The following is a 25369-nucleotide window of genomic DNA, read 5'->3' as shown; positions in this document are numbered from 1 at the left end:
CACCATGGCGCCCGATGCAGCCATCGCCACAGCCCGGCCACCGCCGGGACGGCAGCTGATGATCGTGCTGGAACCGGTTGCGCATCCCGAACTGGAAACCATCCATATCCACGACCCGCTGTTTGCCGTGGGCCGCACGGAAGCGCCATTTGCATCCTACCCGCCGGAACTGGCGGGGAGCCTGTCGCGCCGCCATGCCCGCATATTTTGCGAGGGCGGAGCGGTTTATCTGGCGGACCTGGGCAGCAAGAATGGCACAACCGTCAACGGGGTCCCGGTGCAGCATTCCATCAGCCGGCTGAAGAGCGGCGATGTGCTGGCCTTTGGCAAATCGCTGTCCTATCGCGTGCAGCTGGAGGCCGGTGCGGTACAGCCGCCACGCGCCCGCCTGGCCAGCCTGATGCTGACGCCGGAGCATGAGCCCACCGACCTGCAGTCAATCGTGGTCACGGAATTCCCCTTCATGATCAGCAAGGCCGACGCCACCTTTGCCCGCTACCGCGACACCAATCCGGCCCAGGTGCATTATCTGTCGCGGCGCCATGCGCATATCTTCCTTAAAGGCGGGCAGCCCTTTGTTGAAGACCTGGGCAGCACCAACGGCTCATTCGTCAACGGCACGCGGCTGGAGGAACAAGCCGTGGCGCTGCATGAAGGCGACGTGCTGGCATTCGGCGGCCATCACTTCGTCTATCGGCTGGGCATGGAATGGGAGTCGCCGCCACCCGATCCGACCCTGACCCAGATCGCCGCGCTGACCACGGCCAGCAGCCGGGCCGCTGCCGATGCGGACAAAACCACGTTTGTCGCCGCCGCCGACTCCTTCCTCAACATTTTCTGCGCAGACCCGCTGCCGGCCAAGGCGGAGCCTTCCGATGCCGCCAGCGCGCCCACCGACGAAGCGCCGGCGCCGCAGGGCAAAGTGGCAGTGCTGGTGTCCGGCCTGTACACGGCGCTTGGCGGCAAGGGACAGCCCGACATGACCCACGCCCGCCGCTACGCCTTTATCGCACTGGCGGTCGTGATCGTGCTGGCGTGGGGCCTGTCGCGCATTGGCGGGGCTGAGCGCGAGGTCACGGGCCTGCTGGCGGACAGTCATTACGCCCAGGCCGCCGCCGTCGCCAACGAAGCGCTGGCCAGCGATCAAGGCAACAACAAGCTGCGCGCCCTGGCCCTGGAAGCGCAGCTGAAAGCCGGCCTGCCAGGCTGGATCGCTGCGCTCAAGGCCCGCCAGTTCCAGCAGGCCACTGCCCAGGTCGCGGCCATGCGCCAGTCGGGCCGCAACAACCCGGAGCTGGCGCCGCTGGTGGCGGAACTGGACTGGATCGTCCAGCTGGAGTCCTTCGTTGCGGCGCGCGGCGGAGCTCAGGCGCCCGTGCGCGACGCTGCCGACGCTGCGAAGATCAAACAGTACACCAGCCAGCTGGAAAGCCAGAACGAAGTTTACCAGAGCGCATTCGTCACCATGTCGTCCCACGTGCCTGCATTCCGCGACGCTTACGCCGATGCGCTCAGCGATGCGCGCAAGCTTGCTCTCGTTGGAGGTCAATACGGCCATGAGTCAGCAAACCCTTAAACCGCTCAATGAAGCGCTGGATGAGCACAGCGCAGAAGGCATCGCCATTCTGACGGCCGACCCCTGGCGCTACACGCAGGCGACCGTGTACACGATGGTGGCGCTGGTGTTTGCCGGCCTGGTCTGGTCATTTTTCGGCCATGCCGACGTGCTGGTGACGGCGGGCGGCACGCTGGTGCCGGCCTCCGACGTGCGTCGGTTGTATGCGCCCATCGACGGTGAACTGGCCAATATCTTCATTGCAGAAGGCCAGCCGGTCAACAAAGGCGATGTCGTGGCGCGGCTGTACGCGCGCGGCGCCATTGAAGCCGCCCGGAATGCGCTGGAGGCCCGCCTGAAGCTGGAGGACGCCGAACGCGACTGGAAGGAGTTCCCCGACAAGAAAGCCATGATGGAGCGCCGCGCCGCAGCGCTGCGCGAAGCTACCGAAGTCGAAGAACGCCAGCACGAACGCCGCATGGCGGAGGGCACCAGCAAGCTGTCCCAGGGGCAGGCCGCCCAGCAGCAGGAAGCGCGCACCAATCTGGATGACGCGCGGCGCGCCCGTGACGCCGCCAAGGACGAAGCCGACAAATACACGCGCCTGTTTGCCATGGCGGGTGGCGGTGGCGTGTCGCAACTGCAGGTCGAAGGCAAGAAGAATGCGCTGCTGGCGGCCGAGAATGCGGTGCGCGTGGCACAGTCGCGGCTGTCTGAACTGTCCGCCCGGCAAAGCCTGGAATCCACGCAGGCCAAATCGCAGCTGGAAACCAGCGGACAGGAATTGAGCAAGCTGCGCCTGCAATCGGAAGCAGCCGACCGGGAAGTAGCCAACGCCGAAGACAAGCTGCGCCTGCAAGTCCAGACAGCGCGTCTGGTGGCCGAGGCGGCGGCGCGCATCAAGTTCGAGAACATCGACAAAGACAATTTCCTGCTGATCGTGGCACCCGTGGATGGCGTCATTACCGACGTGACCTCGACCCAGGCCGGCGACAAGATCCAGGCCAACGCGCCGCTGGGCGGCATCGCTCCCAAGGACGCCAAACCTATCCTCAAGATTGAAATCGCCGAACACGACCGCGCTTTCCTGCGCGAAGGCCTGACTGTGCAGCTGAAGTTCAACGCCTTTCCCTATCAGCGCTATGGCCTGATCCGCGGCACGCTGCAATTCATTTCGCCGGCCACCAAGCCGTCCGCGCAGACCAAGCAGCCGGTGTATGAAGGCCGCGTCACGCTGGATCAGGACCGCTACCAGGTGGGCGATATCGCCTATCCGCTGCGCTACGGCATGACTGCCACGGCCGAAATTGTGGTACGTGAACGTCGCCTGATCGACCTGGCGCTCGATCCCTTCCGCAATATTGGCGGCTGAACGAGCGCCGAGGCGGCGACTATCCCGTTGGCAATCGCCTCCATGGGGCTGCTGGGCATGACCTGGCCGATCGGAGAAATGAAGCGCCACATGCTGCGGCTGAGTTCGGCGTGCCGTTTTGCCTGTCGACCATCAACGAAAGCCTGATCTCGGCGTACGCGGACCGGTCTGGCTGTGGCTTAATACTGCCGGGCAAGCTAGCGCCGGGGCAAGGGGATTGCTGCCAGAATCGACTGTGTCGCCGCTATGCCGCCCACAGGTATCCCATGCCGCAAGCGTTTCGTCCCCACACTGTTTTGCTGCTTAAGGCTGGCGCCTTGCTGGCCGTTGGCCTGCTGATTGGCGTGACGATTCTGCTGCGCTGGGCCATTACCCCGGCTTCCGCGCTGAATGAGCCGGTGCCGCAGCCCATTCCCTTCAGCCACAAGCACCACGTCGGCGACGATGGCATTGATTGCCGCTTCTGCCACAACAGTGTGGAGCGTTCTTCCTTTGCCGGACTGCCTTCCAGCCAGACCTGCCTGACTTGCCATTCTCAGCTATTCCGCAATGAACCGGTGTTCGCGCCGCTGCACGCCAGCGCGGCGTCGGGCAAGCCGCTGCGCTGGACGCGCGTGCACGACCTGCCGGACTTCGTGTACTTCGACCATCGCATCCACATTGCGAAGGGCGTGGCGTGCCTGAGCTGCCACGGCCGTGTCGATCAGATGCCGCTCATGAAGCGCGAGGCCACGCTGGATATGCAGTGGTGCTTGGCCTGCCATCGCAGCGATACGCATCATATCGGCCCGCTCAACCGCGTGTTTGCCATGGAGCCCGGCGCGCCGTTGACGGCCGAAGAGCAGCAGCGCCTGCAGCGTCTTCTGCACATCAACAGCCAGCGCCGGCTGACCGATTGTTCGACATGCCATCGCTGATCATGGCCGCCTACCGACGCATTCCCATTCACGCTGAAGCGGACTTCGAGGGCCGCCGGCGGGTGCTCAAGCTGATGGCGGCGTCAGCAGCGCTGGCCGGCGCCGGATGCAGCGGGCCGCCGGCGGAACCGATTCTGCCTTATGTGCGCGCTCCGGAGCAGTCCGTGCCGGGGCAGCCTGTGTATTATGCGACCAGCGTGGTACGCAACGGCTACGGCGCCGGGGTGCTGGTCAAGAACGAAATGGGGCGGCCGATCAAGGTCGAAGGCAATCCCCATCATCCTGCCAGCTTTGGCGCCACGGATGCGCAGACGCAGGCGATGATCCTGCAACTGTGGGACCCGGAACGCTCGCAGCTGGTCATGCGTGCCGGCGAGGTATCCGACTGGACGATGCTGGAGCAGGCGCTGGCGCCACGCCGCGCGGCATGGCAGGAGAATGGTGGCGCTGGGCTGCGCATTCTGACCGGCACAGTCACCTCGCCAACGCTGGCCGCGCAACTGGAGCAGTTGCTGGTCCGGTATCCGGCCGCACGCTGGCACCAGCACGATCCGCTGCACGATGACGCTGGACTGGCCGCCGCGCGGCTGGCGTTTGGCCGTCCGGTCGACTTCGTGCTGAAGCCCGCGCAAGCTGAAGTGATCGTGAGTTTTGATGCCGACTTCCTTGGCCATGGAAGCGCCAGCGTGGCATGTGTGCGCGAGTTTGTGCGGGGCCGCAGCGCCATCGATCCGAAATTTGCGCGCCGCCTGTATGCGGTCGAAGCCTGTCCATCGCTGACGGGCATCGCTGCCGATCATCGACTGGCGCTGGCCCCGTGCCGGATCGAGGCCATGGTAGCCCGTATCGGCGCCCATTTTGAGGTCTGCGGCGCACCGGCCAGCACGGCTGACGGCGCAGTGTCGCGTTGGGAGCATGCCCTGATCGGCGCACTGGAGCGCCATCGCGGCACAAGTCTGGTCGTGGGCGGCGGTGCACTTGGACCGGAAGCGCGGGCCATTATCCTGGCCTTGAACGCAAAGCTTGGGAATATGGGCCGCACCCTACAGCCCATTGCGCCAGTCGAAGCACGTCCGGAATCGCATGCCGCATCGATGGCTTCTCTGGTGGCGGACATCCAGACGGGCGCAGTCGAAACCCTGCTGATGGCGGAAGTGAATCCTGTCTACGACGCTCCGGGTGCGCTTAAATTTGCGCAGGCGCTGCGCCGCGTTCCCTGTTCCGTTCACCTCGGCCTGTACCGCGACGAGACAGCGCGCGTCAGCACATGGCATATTCCCGCCGCGCACAACTTTGAGCACTGGAGCGATGTGCGTGTCCCCGATGGCACGGCGGGCATCGTACAGCCGGTGATCGACCCGCTGTATGGTGGCCGTTCGGTGCATTCGGTGCTGGCATGGTTCAACGGAGAAGCGGGGCTGCCGGGGCAGGCGCTGGTTCAGCGCACATGGCGGCGCTTGCGCGGCGATGGGGGTTTCGATGCGTTCTGGGCTGGCGCGCTGCAGCAAGGCGTGATCGATGGCAGTGCCGCCAGTGCGATGTCGCTGCCGGCGCTGTCGGTCTTGCCGTTGCCGCCTGACCCTCCTCTGGCGCGGCATGCGCTGCCTGCCGTGTTCTGCTCGGGGGCGGCGATTGGTGCCGGTGAATTGGCGAACAATGGCTGGCTGCAGGAACTGCCATCACCGATCACCGGCATCACCTGGGACAACGCCGTTCTGATTGGCCCAGCGACAGCGCGGGGTCTGGGCCTGGCGAGCGGCGACATCGTGCGCCTCGGCGGGGATGAGCGCGCGGTGGAAGGGCCGGTATGGGTCCATCATGGCCACGCCGAAGGATGCCTGACCGTGCCGCTGGGTTATGGCCGACGCGCGGCCGGTGCTGTAGGCAATGGCGTCGGTTTCGATGCTTATCCGCTGCGTCCGCGTTCCGGCGGCCCCGCGTGGCTGACCGTGACGCCGACAGGCCGCCATCACAATTTCGCCGTTCCGCAAAAGGTCACGGAAATGGAAGGCCGCGAACTGGCGCGCAGCGGGACGGTGGCGGAATTCCGGCGCAATCCGCACTTCGCCGCCGACAAGGAGAAGTCCGGAACGCTGTATCCGCAATTCGCCTACGAATCGTACAAATGGGGCATGGCAATCGATCTGAACGCCTGCATCGGTTGCGGCGCTTGTTCGGTGGCATGCCAGGCCGAGAACAATATTCCGGTGGTCGGCAAAGAGGAAGTGCGGCGCGGCCGCATCATGCACTGGATACGCGTGGACCGCTATACCGATGGCGGCGGCATCTTCCAGCCCGTGCCGTGCATGCACTGCGAAGACGCGCCATGCGAAGCCGTATGCCCGGTTGGCGCCACCCAGCACGATTCGGAGGGCATCAATGTACAGGTGTATAACCGCTGCGTCGGCACGCGCTTTTGTTCGAACAACTGCCCGTACAAGGTGCGGCGCTTCAATTTTCTTCAGTACGCAAGCAATGGAGCGGCCGACGCGGCGCGCCAGAATCCCGAGGTGACCGTGCGGCGCCGCGGCGTGATGGAGAAGTGCAATTACTGCCTTCAGCGGATCACCAGTGCGCGACTGGACGCCGAGCAGCTAGGCCGGCCGTTACGCGATGGTGAGGTGGTGACGGCGTGCCAGGCGGTCTGTCCGGCTAACGCGATCGTGTTCGGCGACCTGAATGATCCAGCGAGTGCCGTGAACCGCGCCAAAGCCTCGCCGCTGAATTACGCCTTGCTGGGCGAGCTGAATACACGTCCACGCACTAGCTATGCGGCACGGGTGCGCAATGTCGACGGGGGGCTCGCATGAACACGCCGTCCTCCCCACCGCAATCGCCCGGCTCCGAGTTGCTGGGTCCCGGCTGGAGCTATGCCAGCATTTCGGACAAGATCGCGGACGAGGTCCTGGCGCGGCAGGCGGGCTGGCGTTGGTGGAGCGGTTTTCTGTTCACGTTTGCAGGCATGCTGATGTTCTTCGGAGCGATCTGCTGGCTGTTCTGGAAAGGCATTGGCATCTGGGGCGTGGATATTCCGGTGGCATGGGGATTCGCGATCGGGAATTTCGTATGGTGGATCGGCATTGGTCACGCGGGCACCTTCATTTCGGCCGTGCTGCTCTTGCTGCGCCAGCGCTGGCGCACCTCGATCAACCGGTTTGCCGAGGCGATGACCCTGTTCGCGGCCTCGATAGCGGGGGTGTTTCCGATACTGCATCTGGGACGGCCGTGGTTCTTCTACTGGCTGGTCCCGTACCCGGACATCATGAATCTGTGGCCGCAATGGCGCAGCCCTTTGGTGTGGGATCTGTTCGCCATCAGCACTTATCTGCTGGTATCGCTGCTGTTCTGGTATGTCGGGCTGATTCCGGATCTTGCCACCCTGCGCGACAGGGCCGGCGCCGCTCCCGTGCGGCGCGCCCGGCAGCTGATATACGGCTTCTTCGCCCTGGGCTGGCGCGGCGAAGCGCGGCATTGGGCGCGCTACGAAAGCGCGTATCTGCTGCTGGCCGGACTGGCGACTCCGCTGGTGGTGTCGGTGCATACCGTAGTGTCGCTCGATTTCGCAGTCGGCAACACGCCGGGCTATCACTCGACGGTCTTTCCGCCTTATTTCGTCGCGGGTGCGCTGTATTCGGGTTTCGCCATGACGCTGACACTGGCAATTCCCTTGCGCCGGGCCTTCGCGCTGGAAGATTTCATCACCGAAAAACATCTTGCCAACGCGGCCAAAGTGCTGCTGGCAACCAGCTGGCTGGTTGCTTACGGCTACGCCAGCGAGATCTTTACCGCATTCTACAGCGGCGATAGATTCGAAGCCGCGATGACCATCAATCGCTGGACCGGCCCCTATGCGCCGGTGTACTGGTCGATGATGGCCCTGAACCTGCTCACGCCGCAGCTGTTCTGGTGGCGTAAAGCGCGGCACCATGTTTTGCTGCTGTTCGCGGCCAGCATTCTGGTCAATGTGGGAATGTGGATGGAACGCTTCCTGATCGTGGTGTCCAGCCTGCACCGCGATTTTATGCCGTCGGCCTGGGGCATGTTCTATCCCACGATCTGGGACTGGATTACCTTGTTTGGGTCCATTGCGATGTTCGCCTGGCTGTTCCTGGTGTTCGTGCGCGTGCTGCCCGCGATTTCGATGAGCGAGATGCGTCATCTGATCAAGGAGGAAGCGTGAGCGCGCCGCTGTACGGCCTGCTGGCCGAGTATCCGACGGCCGAGGGCTTGCTGGCGGCCGTGAAGCAGGTGAGGGCGGCCGGGTGGGTAAGTGTTGATGCCTATGCGCCCTTTACGGTCGATGGCCTGGCTGAAGCGCTGGGCGCGCCTCCCGATCATGTGGCGCCGTGGACGCTGGCGGGTGGCGTGATCGGCGGCCTTGGCGCCTACTTCATGCAATGGTACTCGGCGGTGGTGTCGTATCCGCTGAATATCGGCGGGCGCCCTTTGGACAGCTGGCCAGCCTTTCTGCCGATTACCTTCGAGTTGACGATTCTCGGTGCTGCCATTGGCACGGTGCTGGCGATGCTGGTCCAGAATGGGCTGCCGCGTCTGGTGCATCCGCTTTTTTCGGTCCCCGCCTTTGATTTAGCGACGCGCAACCGTTTTTACCTGGTGCTGCGCGGTCCTGAGCTCGCGGATGGCCGCAAGCTGCTGGAAGACACGAACGCCATGCTGGTCTGCGAGGTGCCGCAATGAAGCGCGCCGTCTATTTGCTGCTGCTTCTGGCCGGGTGCGAAAAGGCGCGGCAGGATATGTACGACCAGCCGAAATACAAGCCAATGGCGGCAAGTACGCTGTTCTCTGACGGTGGCTCGGCGCGGGTTCCTCCTGCCGGGATCATGGCTTCGGCGCGTGGTCCGTTCGCGGGCAGTAGCAGCGGGCGGCTGGGTGAGGATTTAACGCGGTCCGAACGTGATGCCGCCATGGCGCGCACGCTGCCGTATGTGGTTGATGCGGCCTTGTTGGCGCGTGGCCAGGAGCGTTATGACATTTACTGCCTGCCGTGTCATGGCGCGGTCGGCAACGGCGATGGGCGCGTGGTGCAGCGTGGCTTCCCGGCGCCGCAGCCGATTTCAGCAGCGACTCTGCGCAGTGCGAGCGACCGGCATTTGTATGAGGTGATCAGCGATGGCTACGGGATCATGTATCCGTTCGCGGACAAGATCGAGCCTTCAGACCGCTGGGCCGTCGTGGCCTTCCTGCGTGCGCTGCAACTGAGCCAGCATGCCGAAGCAGCAGGCTTGCCGGACCGGGTGCGTGCGCAGCTGCCGAGGCAGGAGGCGCCGCAATGAACTTCAATCTGATGCGCCTCGCGCCGCTCATTGCCGTTCCGGCCGCGCTCCTCGGTTGGTGGCTCGATCCGCGCGCCTTCCTGGCCTGCTATCTGGTCGCCTGGTGGTGCTGGATGAGCCTTTGTCTCGGCTTGCTTGCGAATGTCTGGCTGCACACGCTGAGCGGCGGCGCCTGGGGCGGCCCGCTGCGCGCGCCTGCACATGCGCTGGCGGCGTCGGTGCCGCTGGCGGCTTTGCTATTCCTACCGGTGTTGGGTGGGCTGCATTTCCTGTATCCGTGGGCGACGGCAGGCAACTGGGATGCGGGCGTCGCTCTGCCGACATTCAAACGCATCTGGCTTAGCCCTGCCTTCTTCATCGGCCGCGCGGCCGGCTATCTGCTGCTATGGTCTGCGCTGGCCTGGCTGACTCGCCAGCCAGCCGTGTCAAGGCGCCAGGGTTTCGCGGCGGCGGCACTCATTGCATATGGGCTCAGTGTGAGCATGGCCGCCTCGGACTGGATCATGTCGCTCATGCCGCAATGGTATTCGAGCATTTTCGGACTGGTGTGCGGCGTAGTGCAAATGCTGGGCGGGATGGCGCTGGCGATCCTGATTGTGACGCCCGGCGTTCCGCAGCTGCTGGCCGATTGGGGGAATCTGCTGCTGATGTATGTGTTCACCTGGGCCTATCTGGAATACGTTCAGTTTCTGATCATCTGGTCGGCCAATCTGCCGCACGAGATTATCTGGTATCTGTCGCGCTCACAGGAGCCGTGGCTGGCGGTGAACTGGCTGCTGGCCTTGGGCATGTTCGGGTTGCCGCTGATGCTGCTCCTGCTGCGCAAGGTGAAGCGCAATATCGCTGCCATGCGCAGGCTGGCGGTCTGGCTGCTTGTCATGGTCCTCGTCCACACCTGCTGGCTGGTGCTGCCGTCGCTGCATGGGCCGGCCACGCACTGGCTGTTCGCGCTTCCTTTGGCTGTGCTGACGGTATGTGCGCTGGCCTGCATGCCTTATGTCTGGAAGAGGGTGAGGCATGTCTGAAGTCACCGATCCGGGCGTACGGCCAAAGAGCGTGCTACTCATGGCGCTGTGCTTGCTGGGCGCACTGCTGGCCGCAGTTGCATTGGCCTGGCTGGGCTGGAGCCACTGGCGCCCCAACGGGCCGAATGCACCGCCGGCGATTGCCGTGCACGGACCAGTGCTGGAGACTTCACCGCAGCCGAATGAGCTGGCATTCAAAGGACGCCAGAAACACGCGCGCGAGCAGTGGGGCTGGGTTCCGGGTGAGCCGGGTGTCGCACGGATTCCGTTGGAGCAGGCCAAGATGCTACTGATCGCGCGGGACGCCGCAGCCCGAGAGAAGGAGCGAAAATGAGTTTGCCGTCGCAAGCCGTGGCGTCCCTTTGCCTCGCGTTGACCATGTTCGCGCTCCCCGCTGCGGGGCAGGCGGCAGAAGCGCCGGAGTTTGCACAGCGGTTGGGCGCTCAGCTGCCGTTGCAGACCGTTCTGCGCGACGTGCAGGGACGGGCGGTGCGGTTGGGCGACTATTTTGGCGGTGCGCCGGTGCTGCTTGTACTGGGCTACTACCGCTGCCGGAATCTGTGCAGCCTGGTTTATGACGATGCGCTGCAATCTGCATTGCAAAGCGGTGCGAGTAAATATCGGCTGGTTGGCGTGAGCATCGACCCGACAGAGGGGCCGCGCGAAGTGGTGCCGCGCCAGCGTGCGCTTCGCAACGCAATGGGCGTGGACGGTGAGCGCCTGACGCTGCTGACGGGCGATGCAATCGCGGTGGCGGCAGTCGCGCGTGCTGCAGGCTTCGGCTATCGCTACAATGCGGCCCAAGGCCTATACGAACACCCGGCAGGCTTCATTCTGGTAACCCCGGAGGGACGGATTTCGCGTTACTTCCTGGGTTTGCACTATCAAGGCAAGGCATTGCGCGATGCGCTGGCGCGTGCGCAAGGCGGCGCAACGGGTGAATTGGTGGAGCAGGTACGGCTGCTGTGTGCACGACTCGATCCGGTCACGGGGCACGGCGGCGCCGCGCTGCTGGCCATGCGTGGCGTTGCGCTTGCAGCCGCGGTGGCCGTCGCGATGCTGGTCTGGCGTCTCGGACACGGGAGGACGCAGTGAGCGCGGGCATGGCCGCTCCCGGCTGGTTGCCGCCTGCCGCATCCGCCAACGCCGGCCGCGTGGACATCCTGTTCGTATCGCTGCTTGGCTTGTGCGGCGCCATGGCACTGGCGGTCTGCATACTGATCATCGTGTTCTGCGTGCGCTATCGCAGCAGCGCGAAGGTGAATCGGGACCACGTCCCGCGCAAATTTACAGCGCTCGAAGTATTCTGGACAGTCACGCCTCTACTACTGTTCATTGCCCTATGTGCCTGGGCCGCCTACGACTATATGCGCCAGAACCAGGCGCCGGAAGATGCCATGCCTGTTTTCGTCGTCGCCAAACAGTGGATGTGGACGCTGGAGCACAGCAACGGACGGCGCGAAATCAACCAGCTGCATCTGCCGATGGGCCGTCCCGTGCGCCTCTTGATGACATCTCAGGACGTGATTCACAGCTTCTTCGTGCCCGCCTTCCGCGTCAAACAGGATCTGGTACCGGGCCGCTACACGGCGCTCTCGTTCACGCCTGTGCAAGCCGGAACCTATGATCTTTACTGCGCTGAATACTGCGGCACCGAGCACTCGGTAATGCGCGGCGAAGTGGTGGTGATGCCGCCCGCCGCATTCGCCGTCTGGCTTGCTTCAGGAACTTCGCCAGGCGCGCTGGACAAGCAGGGCGAAGCCCTGTTCCGGCGGCATGGATGCAGCGGTTGCCACGGCGCCGGATCGCGTGCGCCATCGCTCGTTGGTTTGCTGGGCGCCGACGTCGCTCTGGCCGACGGGCGCCACGTCTACGCCGACGAAAACTATGTGCGTGACGCGATTCTGCAGCCGCGCAAGGACATCGTTGCCGGCTACGGGCCGATCATGCCGAGCTACGCTGGCCAGTTGTCCGAACAGGATTTGCTGGCAATTCTTGAATACATACGGAACCTGCAATGAACGCGCCCGTGACCAACGAAGCAAATTACCTCGCCGCTGGCGACACCTTGCGCTCGTGGTTGCTGACGCAGGATCACAAGCGCATTGCGGTGCTGTACATGCTGACCATCACAGCCTTCTTCTTCCTTGGCGGCGCCGCCGCAGCTGTAATTCGCGCCACGCTGGCCAATCCCGCCGGAACGCTGGTGTCGCACGACACGTATAACAAGCTGTTCACGGCGCATGGCGTCATCATGGTCTGGCTATTCCTGATTCCTTCCATTCCCTCTGTACTCGGCAATTTTCTTATTCCCCTGATGATCGGCGCGCGCGATCTGGCGTTTCCACGGCTGAACCTCGCCAGCTGGTATGTATTCGTGGCGGGTGGTGTGCTGACCCTGGCCTCGTTGATCGCGGGTGGCGTTGATACGGGATGGACCTTCTACACGCCGTTGTCGACCATGTTCAGCAACGGCCATGTGATCCTGGTGCTTGCAGGCGTGTTTGTGGCTGGTATTTCGTCGGTGATGACGGGGATTAATTTCATCGTCACCGTGCACACCCTGCGCGCGCCAGGCCTGGGCTGGTTCCGGCTGCCGCTGTTCGTATGGGCGATCTATGCCACGAGCCTGATTCTGGTGCTGGCAACGCCGATACTGGCCATGACGCTGCTGCTGGTGGCCGCCGAGCGCCTGCTGCATGTCGGGATATTCGATCCGGCGGTGGGCGGCGATCCGCTGTTGTTCCAGCATCTGTTCTGGTTCTACTCCCATCCGGCGGTGTACATCATGGTGCTGCCTGCGATGGGTGTGGTCAGCGAGATAATTCCGTGCTTCGCACATCGCCCGGTTTTCGGTTACCGCTTTATGGCTTACGCGATCCTGGCCATCGCAGCGATCGGCTTCCTCGTCTGGGGCCACCACATGTTCGTCAGCGGCCAGTCGGTGTATGCGGGGATTGTCTTTTCGCTGCTAAGTTTTCTCGTTGCGATTCCATCGGCGATCAAAGTCTTCAACTGGACGGCGACGCTGTACAAGGGCTCGATCCGGTTCGATGCGCCGATGCTGTACGCGCTCGGTTTTGTCGGCCTGTTCACGATTGGTGGCTTGACCGGCTTGTTCCTGGCGTCTTTGGCATTGGATGTGCATCTGACCGACACGTATTTCGTCGTCGCGCACTTCCATTACATCATGGTAGGCGGCGCGGTAACAGCGTACATGGGTGGGTTGCACTTCTGGTGGCCGAAGATGAGCGGCAGAATGTACCCTGAAATGTGGGGCAGGGTGGCGGCAGTGATGATTTTCGCCGGCTTCAATCTCACCTTCTTCCCGCAATTTCTGCTGGGTGTGCAGGGCATGCCGCGCCGTTATCATACGTATCCCGCGAAGTTTGAGCTGCTGAATGTGTTGTCGTCGGCAGGCGCCGTTGTGCTGGCGATCGGCTATTTGCTGCCACTGGTCTATCTGGCCTGGTCGCTGCTGTATGGGAAGCGGGCCGAGAGCAACCCCTGGAGCGCGACCGGGCTTGAATGGCAGACGGATTCGCCGCCTGTGCCGCATAACTTCGACACGCAGCCAAGCGTGAGTGAGCCGCCCTATGCCTACCGCGTTCAGCAGCCCTGAGCAGCAAGTGCGCGCAGCTCGCTTCGGCTGGTGGGTATTCCTCTCCAGCGAGCTGCTGTTTTTCGCGCCGCTACTGTTCGGGTATTTGTATGGACGCGTGCATATGCCGCAGGAGTTCGTGGCCGCCAGCCGGTTGACCGACTTCGCGCTGGGGACGATCAATACCGCAGTGCTGTTATCCAGCAGCGCAACGATGGCAGCAGCCGTTGGACTGCGCCAGCACGGCCATGCGGCTGCCCGGTGGCTGCTATGGAGCACCGCGGCGCTGGGCGCGATCTTCCTGGCGATCAAAGGCGTGGAGTACCACGCGGAGTGGTCGGAAGGCTTGATGCCGGGTCTGGACCAGGAGCATGCGGCGGGCGTCCGATTGTACTTTTTCCTGTATTTTGGCCTCACTGGCCTGCACGCGGTGCACCTTACCATAGGCTGCGCTGCCTGTGCCATGCTTGCGCTGCGCTCCGAACTGGCGTCTCCCGCGCATGTTGAGTTGGCGGGACTTTACTGGCACTTCGTGGACCTGGTGTGGATTTTCCTGTATCCCTTGCTGTACCTGAACGGGCGAGGCGGCTATGGCTGATGAGCTGCGCAGAATTCTATGGATCTGGCTTGCGCTGATCGTGCTGCTCGCGCTGACGGCAGGCAGCGCATGGCTGGACCTGGGGGGATGGAACAGCGCACTGAATCTGCTGATCGCGGCAGCCAAGGCCTTGCTTGTCGCGTGGTTCTTCATGGAGCTGAAGATGCGCGATGGTCTGGTACGGATTGCCGCGGTCACGGGCCTGGCGATTCTGCTGATCCTGCTTGGTTTGAGCGCTGCGGATTACGGAACGCGGGTACTGTGGCGATCGCCGTGGCAGGAACCGCCGAAGCGTTTATCCGGCACGGCGGCCCATGGCCACTACCTCGGCAAGGCGCAGGGGCATGCGGCCGGTAGCTTGCGGCACTTGTTCGCGGCAACTGTATCCGTCCGCGAAGAGCAAGGTGGCGGGGGCGGCGGCGCGCAGATCAGCTTCCGGCCGGCCGGCGCTGGTCATGACGACTTGCCGCCCGGCGGGAATAGTCCCTCCCAGATTTCCTTGGCGGAGGCGGAGATGACAGCCATCGCATCCTTGTCGCCGCCAAGCATGGCACGCACATAAGCCATGGTCTGCTTGGCCGATACGTGCGGCGGTAGCGGCGGAACGTTTGGGTCGGTGACCATTTCCACCAGCGTGGGCACATCGGAGGACAGGGCCTGGTCCCATGCAGAGGCGATGTCCTCGGGCCGGTCCACGCGCAAGCCGCGCAGTCCCAGCATCTCGGCATATTTCGCATAAGGGAAATCGGGCAGGGCTTGCGATGGGATGAAGCGTGGATCACCGGCCGTCACGCGCTGCTCCCACGTCACCATATTCAGGTCGCCGTTATTCAGCACCAGGACAGTCAGTTTGCCATTGCCCCATTCGCGCCAGATGCGGGCCATGGTAATCAGCCCGTTGATGCCGTTCATCTGCATGGCGCCGTCGCCCGCGATGGCGATCACATGGCGGTCCGGATTGGCGTATTTCGCGGCCAGGGCATACGGCACAGCGCTGCCCATAGTGGCCAGACCGCCCGACAGCGAGGCATGCATGCCGCGCCGGATTTTCAGGTCACGCGCATACCATCCGGCGCCGCTGCCGGAATCGCAGGTGAGAATGCAGTTATCCGGCAGGCGTGGCGACAGTTCCCAGAACACGCGTTGAGGGTTGATGGGCTTTGCCTCGTTCATGGCGCGGCCTTCCAGAACGCGCCACCAGCGCGCCACCTGCTCTTCGATGTGCTGGCGCCAGCCGGTGTCTGTCTTCTGCTGCAACAGCGGCAACAGAGCCTGGAGCGTGGCGGCGCTATCACCAACAAGGCCTACCTCGACCGGATAGCGCAGGTTCAGCATGCGTCCATCAATGTCGATCTGTACCGCCCGCGCCTTGCCTTCCTTGGGCAGGAATTCGGAATAGGGGAAGGCTGTGCCGATCATCAGCAGCGTGTCGCAGTCGTTCATCATGTCCCAGCTGGCCTTGGTGCCCAGCAGGCCAATGCTGCCGGTGACATAGGGCAGGTCGTCCGGCACACACGCTTTACCGAGCAAGGCCTTGGCGATGCCGGCGCCGAGTGTTTCGGCCACGGCGATCACTTCATCGGTGGCCTGCAGGGCGCCGGCGCCGGCCAGTATCGCCACCTTGCTGCCTTCATTGAGGATGGCCGCGGCCCGTTCCAGTTCACTGGTCGGCGGCGCCAGTGCGTGTGCGGTGTAGCCTATGCCAGTGTGCACGGTGCCGTGGATGCGTGGCGGGGTTTCGACCGCATCGGCTTCCTGCAAATCGTTGGGCACGATGATGCAGGTCACGGTGCGCCGTTCGCGGGCGATGCGCATGGCGCGGTCGATCAGGTGGCGCATTTGCGCGGGATGGGTGGCCATGTGGACGAATTCATTGGCCACGTCCTTGAACAGGGACAGCAGATCCACTTCCTGCTGATAGTCACCACCCAGCGACATGCGGCTTTGCTGGCCGACGATGGCCACTACCGGCTGGTGGTCCATCTTGGCGTCATACAGGCCGTTCAACAGATGGATGGCGCCGGGGCCGGAAGTAGCAAGGCAGACGCCTACTTCGCCGCTGAATTTGGCGTGGGCGCAGGCCATGAAGGCCGCCAGTTCCTCATGCCGGGCCTGGACGAAGGCGATGCCGTCCTTGCTGCGTCCCAGTGCGCCGATGATGCCGTTGATGCCATCGCCCGGATAGCCGTAGATTCGCCGCACGCCCCATTCGGCAAGGCGGGAGATCATGAAATCGCTTACTGTCGTCATGTCATACTCCGTTCAGGTTTGTTCCAGCCAGCCGCCGGTGAAGCCTGCACGCCGCAGCCCTTCAACAACGTAGGGACAGCGGCGCATAAGGCGCCAGATCAGGCCAGTGCGGTAGTTTTCCAGCATGAGCACAATCGGTCCCTGATTCAGTCCGTAGTGCCATTCCGAGACCCAGCCCCAGGGATTGGTCTGTGACGCTCCCGGTACGCAGAACTCGGCGTTGAATGAAGTCTTGAAGCCATAGCGGTCGCTGGACTTGAGATCGATCGAATCAATGAAATGGGCCAGCGAAGGCAGCACCAGCTCCGGTGCGAAGGGCAGCGAGGCGGCGACCGCAGCCGGCAGCATGGTGCCGTCGTCCGGGCCAAACGGCGCCCCGCGTGCCACATAGCCGTAAAACTGGCGGTCGATGCCGTTTACCTTTTGCTCTTTCATGCCTGGCCCTTCGCCGGCACTGATGCCCCAGCACAGGGCGCTGTAGGTTTTCATGCGTAAGGGATTACGCAGCGCGTATTCCTGCTGGATCTGGGTGGCGCGGCGGCTGTTCTCGAAGTAGTCGCTGTTGTGAGTGCGCATGGCGTGGTCCCGTATGCCGCGCAGATCGAGCCAGCAATGCGATAGCTGGTGCATGAACAGCGGTCCGCCATACAGCACTTCGCGGCCGTAGATCTCTTTCCACAGATAGCTTTCGCACCAGGCGATATACGACTCCGACGGTAAGGGATGCGTGGGCGAACCCAGGCCCAGAATGTAGAGCAGCAGGGCTTCGCTGTAACCCTGCCATCGATAAGGCAGAAAGCCTGTGCGGTCGGGCATCCAGCCGTGGCTCAGGGCCGGGCAGCCGTTCAGTGCCCAGGGACAGTCGATGCGGTGATACAGCATGTCGGCCAGCAAACGTATTTCGGCTTCAGCTGGATCGTCGCCATCGAAATATTGTGCTGCGGTCAGCATGCCGGCGACGAGCAAGGCGGTGTCGATGGTGGACAGCTCGCAGTCCCAGGTACGGCGGCCGCTGCGCATATCGAGGAAGTGGTAGTAGAAACCGTGATGGCCAGTGGCTTCCGGCGAATCGCTTTGTTCGCTATCCCGGAAGAAACGCAGGACGGTGAGCGTGCGCTTGACGGCTTCCGCGCGTGTGCAGTAGCCACGTTCTACCGCGACGGGATAGCAGGACAGGGCCATGCCCGTCACCGCCACGCTGCACGGTGAACCAGGGCGCGTGGAATCTGCCACCAGGCCGTTATCGGAGCAATATTCGTGCAGGAAGTAGTCCCACGTTTCACGCTCGATTTCCTCCAGCATGCTGTCCTCATCGCGGCTTGCGCCTTTGGTCCACGGCAGCTCAATGAGGGCAACACTTTGCGGCGGCATACTGAGTTCAATGAGCGTGGCGCCGTTTTCAAGGCGTAGCGGCAGTGTCTCGCGTTTCAGCGCTGAGCCGTCTTCCAGCGCGTTGCATTGTTCGCGGCTAAGGCAATCGGGACGGCCCATCGCTTCCCACGCTGGACGCGCGTAGCCGTGCAGGGCGTCGATGCGCGTCACCATGGCAGTCTGGATGTCCGGCGCCGCGCCGAGCGTGAGGTGGACCGTTTCGGTGGTGATTGGATGCTGCGGCATGGCGCAGTTGGTGACAAAGATGCACAGGCAGTCCGGCGCGCGCGTGACCCAGACGTCGACTGTTTCGTGGTGTCCGCCCACCGGCAGCAGTTCGGTGCCGGCCCGATGCAGCAACTGGAAGGCGCGGTAGGATGGCTTGGGAATACCGTACCGGTTCAGCAGCCCGAAACCGCCGTGAAAGGGCCGGTTCGGGAAGTGGTTCTCGGCAGAGATATCGCTGAAAGTACAGTAGCTGCAGGTATCGGCAAGGTTTGCGACTTCCAGCACGGATTTGACGATGAGCGCTGCCGAAAACGGCTCGTCATTCAATGGATCGCGTGCATCGGAAGAGACCTTCCATTCCGTGTAATGCAGCGGCAGCCGGCCGGCCTGCCCGCGCGCTATCGTGGCTTGATCGCGCAACACGCTGCGTGAGGTGTTGACCAGTTGCGAATTAGCGTCGCTGTATGCGTTGCCGACGGCATCGGCCGGGTAGTGGTGAGTGCTGATGAAATCCGGCAGGTGACAGGATTTGCGGCAGTGTTCTATGAACTCGGGAATCCATGCGTTCTTCGATGTTGCCGGGCCGCCGACGATGAGTTGCGGGTCAACTTGCTTGAGCGCTTCGTAGCTGGCGTCGAACAGCTGGAAATAGGCTTCCTGCCCAGCGGGCCAGAACTGAGGCTGGTTCGGTTCATTCCAGACTTCAAACTGCCACCGCCGGACTTCCTCTGCGCCGTAGCGATTGATGAGATGCCGCACCAGGTTTTGGAGCAAGGTTTGCCACGCGCGCATGTCGCGTGGTGCCGTGACATTGCCCTTGCCGGCAAACACCGTGGTGTCGCCGGACGCCAGCATGCGGGGCATGAAGCTCAGCTCCACAAAGGGACGCATCCCGATGTCGAGCAGAAAATCGAAGAAGCTTTCGATGTTGTAGAAATCGTAGCGCGGCTGATCCTGGTAGCAGAACAGTGTGCCCATGTCGTCGTCCAGCATGCTGTGAAAGCGCACCTGGCGCATGCCAAGTTCCTCACGCACGCGCTGCAACTGGTCTTGCCAGTCCGCACGCAGGGCAAGCGTGGCCCGGCCGCTGCCGATACAAGCCTCCCACGAATGAACCAAAGGCACAGGCTGCGCCGACAGATCGCAGCGGAACTGAACGGTCATCAAAATTCCTCCAGGACCTGCCGCACTGTATTGCGCAGGTCTTCGATGACCGCATTATGGCCGTTCGCGCCGAACAGGCGCGCACGCTCCGCGTTTGCTTAGCCTTCCTGGTTGCCGGTAAATTTCGGCAGATTCCCCGGCATCGTTTCGATGCGAAAGCTGTCAGTCGCTCCCGACTGCCTTATGCGGAGCAAGGCGTTGTACGAGGCTTCGGCATGTGTGCGTTCTTCGTCGAGGTGGCCGACTGCAAATTGCGGCGTCTGCGGCCCCGACGCAATTCTCTCCATTTGCCACCTTACAACGCGGATCTGCACTGAAGGAGCTTGATCCAGGGAGACAGATGGAAGATCGCCATCAGGCCGTACATCGCCGTCATGCCGTCCACCGGCAGGAAGCGGCTGGCGGAGCAGATCATGTTCGCCTCGCCGGACAAGACGCTAAGAAGCGCCATGCCGACGAAGGTTGGCGCGGCGGCCAGGCTTAGCCATCTGGCCAGCCTGTCCCCGCCGTTGCCTTGAACGAGGTAGTTATGCCTGATCATAACGATCATGGTGACGCCACCACACGCCTTGCTCGTTGCGGCCTTTCGGCGCGCGGTCGAGCCATTGGTACATGCCCCACAATCCATCCACCCCGCGTGCATAGCCGGAGTAGGTGTGATAGATCTCGCCGTTCTCCATCACGAACGCGCTCACGCCGGGGCGATCACGCGTGAAGGTAGCGATGTCGGTGCCCGTCATGCCAGCCATCAGCCCGACTGGGGTATCGCTGTCGCCGCGCCACTCCAGTGTGTTTTGCTGGGTGTTGTTGGCGGGCGGTTCGCGCCGGTAGTTGTACTCGATGCCGCCTTCGCGCTGCTGCTCTTCGCTGAACCACACGTTGAAGTCGCTGTTGAAATCACTAGTGAACGACGACGCCCAGTCGAAGGACCAGCCCATGCGTTCTCGGAAAGCCATCAGCTTGTCAATCGGCGCGCGGGACACGGCGGAGAACGCGACATCGTGATTCTCCAGGTGCACCACGATGCCGTTGAAGCCGTCGGCAATCGAAGAGCAGGATGGGCAGCCGGCCTTAAAGTCAGGGCCGTACATGAAGTGATAGATCAGCAGCTGCGAGCGGCCCTTGAACAGGTCGGCCAGCGTGACGCTGCCTTGGGGCGTATCGAAGCGGTATTCCTTGTCGATCCGCACCCAGGGTAGTTGCTGTCGTTGCTGTGCCACGGCGTCGCTGCGGTGCGTGAGTTCCTTCTCCGCAGCCAGCAGCTGAAGGCGAGCGTCGAGCCATTGTTGGCGAGTTCCGGTCTTGTGCATCTTGATTCTCCTTTTAAAGTAGTATTTGCATACTAGAACCACACAAGGGAACACTGGGAGTGACAATGTTGACGGGATTTTTGTGGACTCGATGATCGCCGCCGCGGCGCGTGCACTGGCGACCGGCGACCTGCTGGGAGCATTGAAGCGTGTGGCCCTACGTGGCGACGCCCCGGCGCTGGCCCTGCGTGGCATCGCTATGGCGCAGCTGGGCGATCTGCCGCGCGCCAAGGAGCTGCTGAAGCAGGCCGGGCGCGCATTCGGATCAAAGGAAGCGGTGTCCCGCGCGCGCTGCATCGTGGCGGAAGCGGAAATCGCGCTCGTGTCGCGCGACCTGGCCTGGCCGCCGAAGGCACTGGCTGCCGCGCGCGCTGCTCTGGAAGCGCACGGGGACCATATGAACGCTGCCCACGCGCTGCACATCGAAGCGCGCCGCGCGCTCCTGATCGGCCAGCTGGACGAAGCGGAACGCCTGCTTGGTACGGTCGATGCATCGCAGTTGCCACCGCCGTTGCGCACTTCCTTCGAACTGGCCGCTGCGGGCATTGCCATTCGCCGGCTGCATTCCGGTCCGGCCCGCGCGGCGCTGGAACGCGCTCGCGAGGCAGCGCAGCAATCCGGTATAGCGAGCCTGCTGGCGGAGGTCGACAGCGTGGCGCACGTATTGGAGGCACCGGCTGCGCGTCTGATTTCCGTCGGTGAGCAGTGCTTCCTGCGATTGCAGGAGGTGGAAGCATTGCTTGGCTCCGGCAGCGTGGTGGTGGATGCCTGCCGCCATGCGATCCGCGCCGGCTATGTGCTGGTGCCGCTCACCACGCGCCCGGTCCTGTTCACGCTCGCCCGAATGCTGGCTGAAGCCTGGCCCGGCGACGTATCGCGTGCTGCGCTGGTGGCCAAGGCATTTCGCGCCAAGGATGCGGACGAATCGCAGCGCGTGCGCCTGCGCGTGGAGATTGGCCGCCTGCGCAGCGAGATTGCCGGATTTGCAGAAATCACTGCAACCAGAGACGGCTTCGTGCTGGCGCCGTCCGGTGACCGGAAAATCGCCGTGCTGGCGCCTCCGTCCGACGATCATCAAGGCGAATTAATGGGCTTCCTGGCCGATGGCGAGTCCTGGTCGAGTTCTGCGCTGGCGATTGCGACCGGCGCCAGTCCGCGCACCGTGCAGCGGGCGCTGGAAACTCTGGCCGCCGAAGGCAAGGTGCATGCTTACGGACGTGGTCCGGCGCGGCGCTGGACCATTCCTTCGGTACCGGGATTCCCGTCAACCTTGTTACTCCCAGCTTCGCTGCCAGCCGGGTAGGATGGGCACGTCAAACAAACAAAGGGGCGAGACATGAAACATTCCAAAGCTGAGATTCTGCGCGAATATGGTCCATATCCGGACGCGGAAAGCGTTGGTGGCGTGACTTTCGACGGTGAGAACGTCTGGTTTGCGGCTGGCGGTGGGCTGATGGCCTTCGATCCTCAAGGCGGTGAAGTGGTGCAGTCGATCGATGTCGCAGCGCATGCCGGCACGGCTTTCGATGGGCGTTATCTGTTCCAGATCGCCGAAGACAAGATCCTGAAGATCGATCCGAAGAACGGCCAGGTGCTGTCTTCGATTCCCGCGCCGGGCAAGGGCGGCGACTCCGGCCTGGCCTGGGCCGATGGCACATTATGGGTGGGCGAGCACCGCGCCCGCAAGATTCGCCAGGTCGATCCGCAGACGGGCGAAGTGCTGCGGACCATTGAATCCAACCGGTTTGTCACGGGCGTGACCTGGGTGGACGGCGAGCTTTGGCACGGCACCTGGGAAGGCGACAAGAGCGACGTGCGCCGCATCGACCCGGGCACTGGCGAGGTACTGGAATACATCGATATGCCGGCCGGGGTGAATGTTTCCGGCCTGGAATCGGATGGCAAGGACCGATTCTTCTGCGGCGGTGGCGGCACCGGCAAGATCCGCGCGATTCGTCGTCCAGGCTGAGTCAATTTACGGTGCTAACTTGACCTGAGTCAAATATCCCCGGTGACGGTGGCGGCTTTGCCAGTTACATTGAAGCTTGCTGTTCGCCACCACTTGCGGAGATATCATGGCTGCAAACCCATTGGCTCTCGGCCTGCGGGCCGTCAGGTTCGCGGCGTCCGATGAGATAAGCCAGGAGCTGGAGAGCCGCCACGTCCGGCAGCTGCTGTATCTGCTGCCGGTGCTGGGTCCGCTTTTCAGTCTCGCCATTTTGCTGTTCAGCGCCTGGGATTTCTGGCGCGACGCGGGCAACGCCGGCGCCGCATTAGGAATACGCGGCCTGCTGGTGGCGATAGGCGCCTTTGCCTGGCTGCCGTCCAGCGCCTTCATGGCGCCGCTGTACCGCTGCGGCATTCTGTATCTGACCCATGCCAGCGCGCTGATTATCGCGGAATACGTTCTTCAGGACGGTTTTCTCTACGGCCTGTCTGGCATCACCTCGTGCGTCTTCGTGGTTGCAGTCATGACCTTGCGCTTGCGTGACTTCCTGGGCATCATCGCGGTGCCCAGCGCGCTGCTGGCGGTGCTCACCGCGGCGCGCATGCCTTGGCAGGATGCGGTCAACCAGTTGATGCTGTATTTCTTCGCCATCGCCGTTGCGCTGATGCTGATGTACGTCATCCGCTCATTTGCGGCGCAAACGGTAGAACTGGAAGGGCAGCTGTTGAAGTCCGCGCGGCGCGACAGCTTAACCGGCGCGTTCAACCGGGGCTACCTGTTCGAGCTGGCCGAGCGGGCGGTCGCTCTGGCCCGGCGCCATGGACGTCCGCTGGCGGTGGCCATGCTCGATATCGACCACTTCAAATGCATCAACGATTGCCACGGCCATGCGGTTGGCGACAGCGTGATCGTTTCGCTGGCTGAAGTCTGCATGCGGGAGTTGCGGGCGATCGATCACTTCGGACGTATCGGCGGCGAGGAATTCGTCTGCATCATGCCGGAAACCGACCAGGCGGAGGCCTTGCAATGCGCCGAGCGTTTGCGCAGCTGCATCGAGAAGGCAAGGGTAGATGGCGCTGACGGCGCGATTTGCTGGACCGTCAGCATTGGTGTGGCCATGCTGGACAAACAGCGTCCGGACTGGAAGTCGCTCCTGCACGCTGCCGATTGTGCCTTGTACCGCGCCAAGCATGAGGGCCGCAACCGCGTGGAGCTGGCATGAAGCATTTATCGATGCCCGTACTGCTACTCGTTGGGCTGCTGGCGACCATCCCCGCGTTCTATCTCTCGCTGGAGGCAGCCAGCGCCGCGCGCTATGCGGGGCAACTGCTGTATGGCGTGGCTGCGCTGCTGCTAGCTATCCATCTGGCCGCCAAACCCGCGCGGCGTATCGGCAAGCGTGGCCTTTTCGACGGAATGCTGTTCGTGGCCACGATCGCCGGCGCATGGCCGTCCGAGCCGCCCTGGCCGCCGCTTGAGTGGTTTCTGCGTCTGGTCTACTGCGCAGCTGTATTTTCCCGCCTGGTCACGATTGCGGCGCGCTACATGCCGCTGCGGCAGCCAGCCCTGATCTGCACCTGGTCGCTCGGCGTCATCTCGCTTGCGGGCGGGGGATTCTACTGGCTTGAGCCGCAGGTGCATAGCTATGCAGACGGCCTCTGGCTGGCCTTCACAACCGGTGCGACGGTGGGCTATGGAGACATCGTTCCTTCAACGCCCGCCTCGCGCGTGCTGGCGGTATTCATTGTGATTTTGGGATTTGGCCTGCTGTCGCTTGTCACGGCAAGCATCGCCGCGCTGATGGTCGGCGAAGATGAAAAGCGCATGCGGCGCGAGCTGCACGCCGACATGCGCATTTTGTTACGTGAGATTGCCGAGTTGCGTGCAGAATTAATGAGCCATCAGGACAGGCAAGGTCATTGACGACAGCACAGTGCGCGTTGCGCCGCCCAGCATCATTTCGCGGAAGCGGCTGTGGCCATAGGCACCCATCACCAGCAAGTCGGCGTCCATATTGGCGGCCAGCGACAGGATGGCGTTACCCGTATCGATCGGCGCAGGGCTTGATTCGACTTCCACGTTAATGCCATGCCGCGCCAGGTACAGCGCGATGTCAGCGCCCGGTTCCTGTCCGTGCTCCTCCTCGCTGCCTTTTGCGTCGAACACGGCAACCGTCACTGTTGAAGCGCGCCGCAGCAGGGGAATCGCCGTGGTGACTGCGCGCGCAGCTTGCGTGCTGCCATTCCACGCGACCAGGCAGCGCTTGCCGATGTCGGTGAATTCGCCGGCGTAGGGCACCATCAGTACCGGCCGGCCCGAATTGAGGATGACGTATTCGGGTAGATCGAGCAGCAGACCCGCTTCGCCGTGATCGTCGGGATTAGTCTGGCCGAGTACCAGAAGATCGGCGTAGCGCGCTTGCAGGCATAGGCCGGAATATTCATCCTCCTCGGTGCGGCGGCTTTCACGCGAACGGATATCCGCGCTGGCCGCCACTTCCTCGAACTTGGCCAGCGCTTCTTCAGAGCGCTTGGATGCGTAGCGCAGATAGTCGGCGACCAGCGCGCCGCTGACATCGAACGGGCTTCCCGCGTACATATAGCGCGGCATGCCGGTCATTGCGGCGCCAACCAGGTGGGCCTCCTCCATCTGCGCCAAACGTGCGGCGAGCTTGATGCGTGCTGGTGCGTTTGCGGATTTGTCGACATGGACCAGAATCGTACGGTAAGACATGGC

General features: G+C 63.1%; 23 protein-coding genes. 18 read left to right on the top strand and 5 right to left on the bottom strand.

Translation table 11 applies throughout. The features are described 5' to 3' along the window. The first annotated feature begins 4 nt into the window (after window positions 1-4). The 14 genes from AB4Z19_RS07570 to AB4Z19_RS07505 all read left to right on the top strand — a co-directional run bounded on the left by AB4Z19_RS07570 (window position 5) and on the right by AB4Z19_RS07505 (window position 14924). On the top strand, window positions 5-1576 hold the full coding sequence (locus AB4Z19_RS07570) for an FHA domain-containing protein (protein ID WP_442034869.1): 1572 nt from the start codon (window positions 5-7) through the stop codon (window positions 1574-1576). Next, a complete protein-coding gene (locus AB4Z19_RS07565; RefSeq protein ID WP_442025727.1) occupies window positions 1557-2927 on the top strand; it encodes an HlyD family efflux transporter periplasmic adaptor subunit in 1371 nt (456 codons plus the stop codon). The genes AB4Z19_RS07570 and AB4Z19_RS07565 overlap by 20 nt, the downstream gene beginning before the upstream one ends. Before the next feature lie 266 nt (window positions 2928-3193). Next, window positions 3194-3844 carry a cytochrome c3 family protein gene (locus tag AB4Z19_RS07560; RefSeq protein WP_442034867.1) on the top strand — a complete coding sequence of 217 codons (651 nt, stop codon included), beginning with the start codon at window positions 3194-3196 and terminating at the stop codon, window positions 3842-3844. Further along, the gene (locus AB4Z19_RS07555; protein WP_442034865.1) at window positions 3832-6654 is read left to right on the top strand and encodes a 4Fe-4S dicluster domain-containing protein; all 2823 of its coding nucleotides are present in this window, start codon (window positions 3832-3834) and stop codon (window positions 6652-6654) included. The genes AB4Z19_RS07560 and AB4Z19_RS07555 overlap by 13 nt, the downstream gene beginning before the upstream one ends. Continuing rightward, entirely contained in the window at window positions 6651-8024 is a 1374-nt protein-coding gene (gene nrfD / locus AB4Z19_RS07550) for an NrfD/PsrC family molybdoenzyme membrane anchor subunit (protein WP_442025719.1), read from the top strand. Before AB4Z19_RS07555 ends, nrfD begins: the two co-directional genes overlap by 4 nt. Beyond that, window positions 8021-8542: a DUF3341 domain-containing protein gene (locus AB4Z19_RS07545; protein WP_442034863.1), complete on the top strand. Its 522-nt coding sequence runs from the start codon at window positions 8021-8023 to the stop codon at window positions 8540-8542. Before nrfD ends, AB4Z19_RS07545 begins: the two co-directional genes overlap by 4 nt. Further along, complete coding sequence (locus tag AB4Z19_RS07540) at window positions 8539-9138, top strand: c-type cytochrome (protein WP_442034861.1); 600 nt, start codon at window positions 8539-8541, stop codon at window positions 9136-9138. The genes AB4Z19_RS07545 and AB4Z19_RS07540 overlap by 4 nt, the downstream gene beginning before the upstream one ends. Further along, window positions 9135-10163 carry a hypothetical protein gene (locus tag AB4Z19_RS07535; RefSeq protein WP_442027077.1) on the top strand — a complete coding sequence of 343 codons (1029 nt, stop codon included), beginning with the start codon at window positions 9135-9137 and terminating at the stop codon, window positions 10161-10163. Before AB4Z19_RS07540 ends, AB4Z19_RS07535 begins: the two co-directional genes overlap by 4 nt. Beyond that, on the top strand, window positions 10156-10497 hold the full coding sequence (locus AB4Z19_RS07530) for a hypothetical protein (RefSeq protein WP_442027076.1): 342 nt from the start codon (window positions 10156-10158) through the stop codon (window positions 10495-10497). Before AB4Z19_RS07535 ends, AB4Z19_RS07530 begins: the two co-directional genes overlap by 8 nt. Beyond that, window positions 10494-11258, top strand: coding sequence for an SCO family protein (locus AB4Z19_RS07525; protein ID WP_442034859.1), 765 nt, complete (start codon window positions 10494-10496; stop codon window positions 11256-11258). Before AB4Z19_RS07530 ends, AB4Z19_RS07525 begins: the two co-directional genes overlap by 4 nt. Further along, window positions 11255-12184: a cytochrome c oxidase subunit II gene (gene coxB, locus AB4Z19_RS07520; RefSeq protein WP_442027073.1), complete on the top strand. Its 930-nt coding sequence runs from the start codon at window positions 11255-11257 to the stop codon at window positions 12182-12184. The genes AB4Z19_RS07525 and coxB overlap by 4 nt, the downstream gene beginning before the upstream one ends. Next, window positions 12181-13785 (top strand): cytochrome c oxidase subunit I, encoded by a 1605-nt coding sequence (gene ctaD / locus AB4Z19_RS07515; RefSeq protein WP_442034857.1) that lies wholly within the window; start codon window positions 12181-12183, stop codon window positions 13783-13785. Before coxB ends, ctaD begins: the two co-directional genes overlap by 4 nt. Continuing rightward, window positions 13760-14362 (top strand): cytochrome c oxidase subunit 3, encoded by a 603-nt coding sequence (locus tag AB4Z19_RS07510; protein ID WP_442027070.1) that lies wholly within the window; start codon window positions 13760-13762, stop codon window positions 14360-14362. Before ctaD ends, AB4Z19_RS07510 begins: the two co-directional genes overlap by 26 nt. Continuing rightward, a complete protein-coding gene (locus AB4Z19_RS07505; protein ID WP_442027069.1) occupies window positions 14355-14924 on the top strand; it encodes a cytochrome C oxidase subunit IV family protein in 570 nt (189 codons plus the stop codon). Before AB4Z19_RS07510 ends, AB4Z19_RS07505 begins: the two co-directional genes overlap by 8 nt. Here the strand turns inward: AB4Z19_RS07505 and AB4Z19_RS07500 are convergent. The 4 genes from AB4Z19_RS07500 to AB4Z19_RS07485 all read right to left on the bottom strand — a co-directional run bounded on the left by AB4Z19_RS07500 (window position 14816) and on the right by AB4Z19_RS07485 (window position 20685). Further along, on the bottom strand, window positions 14816-16612 hold the full coding sequence (locus AB4Z19_RS07500) for a thiamine pyrophosphate-requiring protein (protein ID WP_442034855.1): 1797 nt from the start codon (window positions 16610-16612) through the stop codon (window positions 14816-14818). The two genes, AB4Z19_RS07505 and AB4Z19_RS07500, sit on opposite strands and share 109 nt — an antisense overlap. 12 nt (window positions 16613-16624) lie before the next feature. Beyond that, complete coding sequence (locus AB4Z19_RS07495; protein ID WP_442034853.1) at window positions 16625-19375, bottom strand: GH39 family glycosyl hydrolase; 2751 nt, start codon at window positions 19373-19375, stop codon at window positions 16625-16627. Between the two features lie 295 nt (window positions 19376-19670). Next, window positions 19671-19925 (bottom strand): hypothetical protein, encoded by a 255-nt coding sequence (locus tag AB4Z19_RS07490; protein WP_442034851.1) that lies wholly within the window; start codon window positions 19923-19925, stop codon window positions 19671-19673. Continuing rightward, a complete protein-coding gene (locus tag AB4Z19_RS07485; protein WP_442034849.1) occupies window positions 19903-20685 on the bottom strand; it encodes a DUF899 domain-containing protein in 783 nt (260 codons plus the stop codon). The genes AB4Z19_RS07490 and AB4Z19_RS07485 overlap by 23 nt, the downstream gene beginning before the upstream one ends. A gap of 82 nt (window positions 20686-20767) precedes the next feature. Here AB4Z19_RS07485 and AB4Z19_RS07480 point away from each other — a divergent pair, with 82 nt between their 5' ends. The 4 genes from AB4Z19_RS07480 to AB4Z19_RS07465 all read left to right on the top strand — a co-directional run bounded on the left by AB4Z19_RS07480 (window position 20768) and on the right by AB4Z19_RS07465 (window position 24556). Then, entirely contained in the window at window positions 20768-21988 is a 1221-nt protein-coding gene (locus AB4Z19_RS07480; protein WP_442034848.1) for a helix-turn-helix domain-containing protein, read from the top strand. A 33-nt stretch (window positions 21989-22021) separates the two neighbouring features. Next, window positions 22022-22654, top strand: coding sequence for a Vgb family protein (locus AB4Z19_RS07475; RefSeq protein ID WP_442034846.1), 633 nt, complete (start codon window positions 22022-22024; stop codon window positions 22652-22654). A gap of 106 nt (window positions 22655-22760) precedes the next feature. Continuing rightward, window positions 22761-23855 (top strand): GGDEF domain-containing protein, encoded by a 1095-nt coding sequence (locus AB4Z19_RS07470; protein WP_442034844.1) that lies wholly within the window; start codon window positions 22761-22763, stop codon window positions 23853-23855. Continuing rightward, window positions 23852-24556, top strand: a complete 705-nt coding sequence (locus AB4Z19_RS07465) for a potassium channel family protein (RefSeq protein ID WP_442028187.1) — start codon at window positions 23852-23854, stop codon at window positions 24554-24556. The genes AB4Z19_RS07470 and AB4Z19_RS07465 overlap by 4 nt, the downstream gene beginning before the upstream one ends. Here the strand turns inward: AB4Z19_RS07465 and AB4Z19_RS07460 are convergent. Continuing rightward, window positions 24524-25366 carry a universal stress protein gene (locus AB4Z19_RS07460; protein ID WP_442028186.1) on the bottom strand — a complete coding sequence of 281 codons (843 nt, stop codon included), beginning with the start codon at window positions 25364-25366 and terminating at the stop codon, window positions 24524-24526. The genes AB4Z19_RS07465 and AB4Z19_RS07460 overlap by 33 nt on opposite strands. Between the last annotated feature and the right edge of the window lie 3 nt (window positions 25367-25369).

The sequence above is a fragment of the Pseudoduganella sp. RAF19 genome, from assembly GCF_052114165.1.
In the GTDB taxonomy this organism is placed as follows: Bacteria; Pseudomonadota; Gammaproteobacteria; order Burkholderiales; family Burkholderiaceae_D; genus Rugamonas.
Note: the sequence above shows the minus strand (reverse complement) of the source record. Positions and strands in the feature narration are given on the sequence as shown.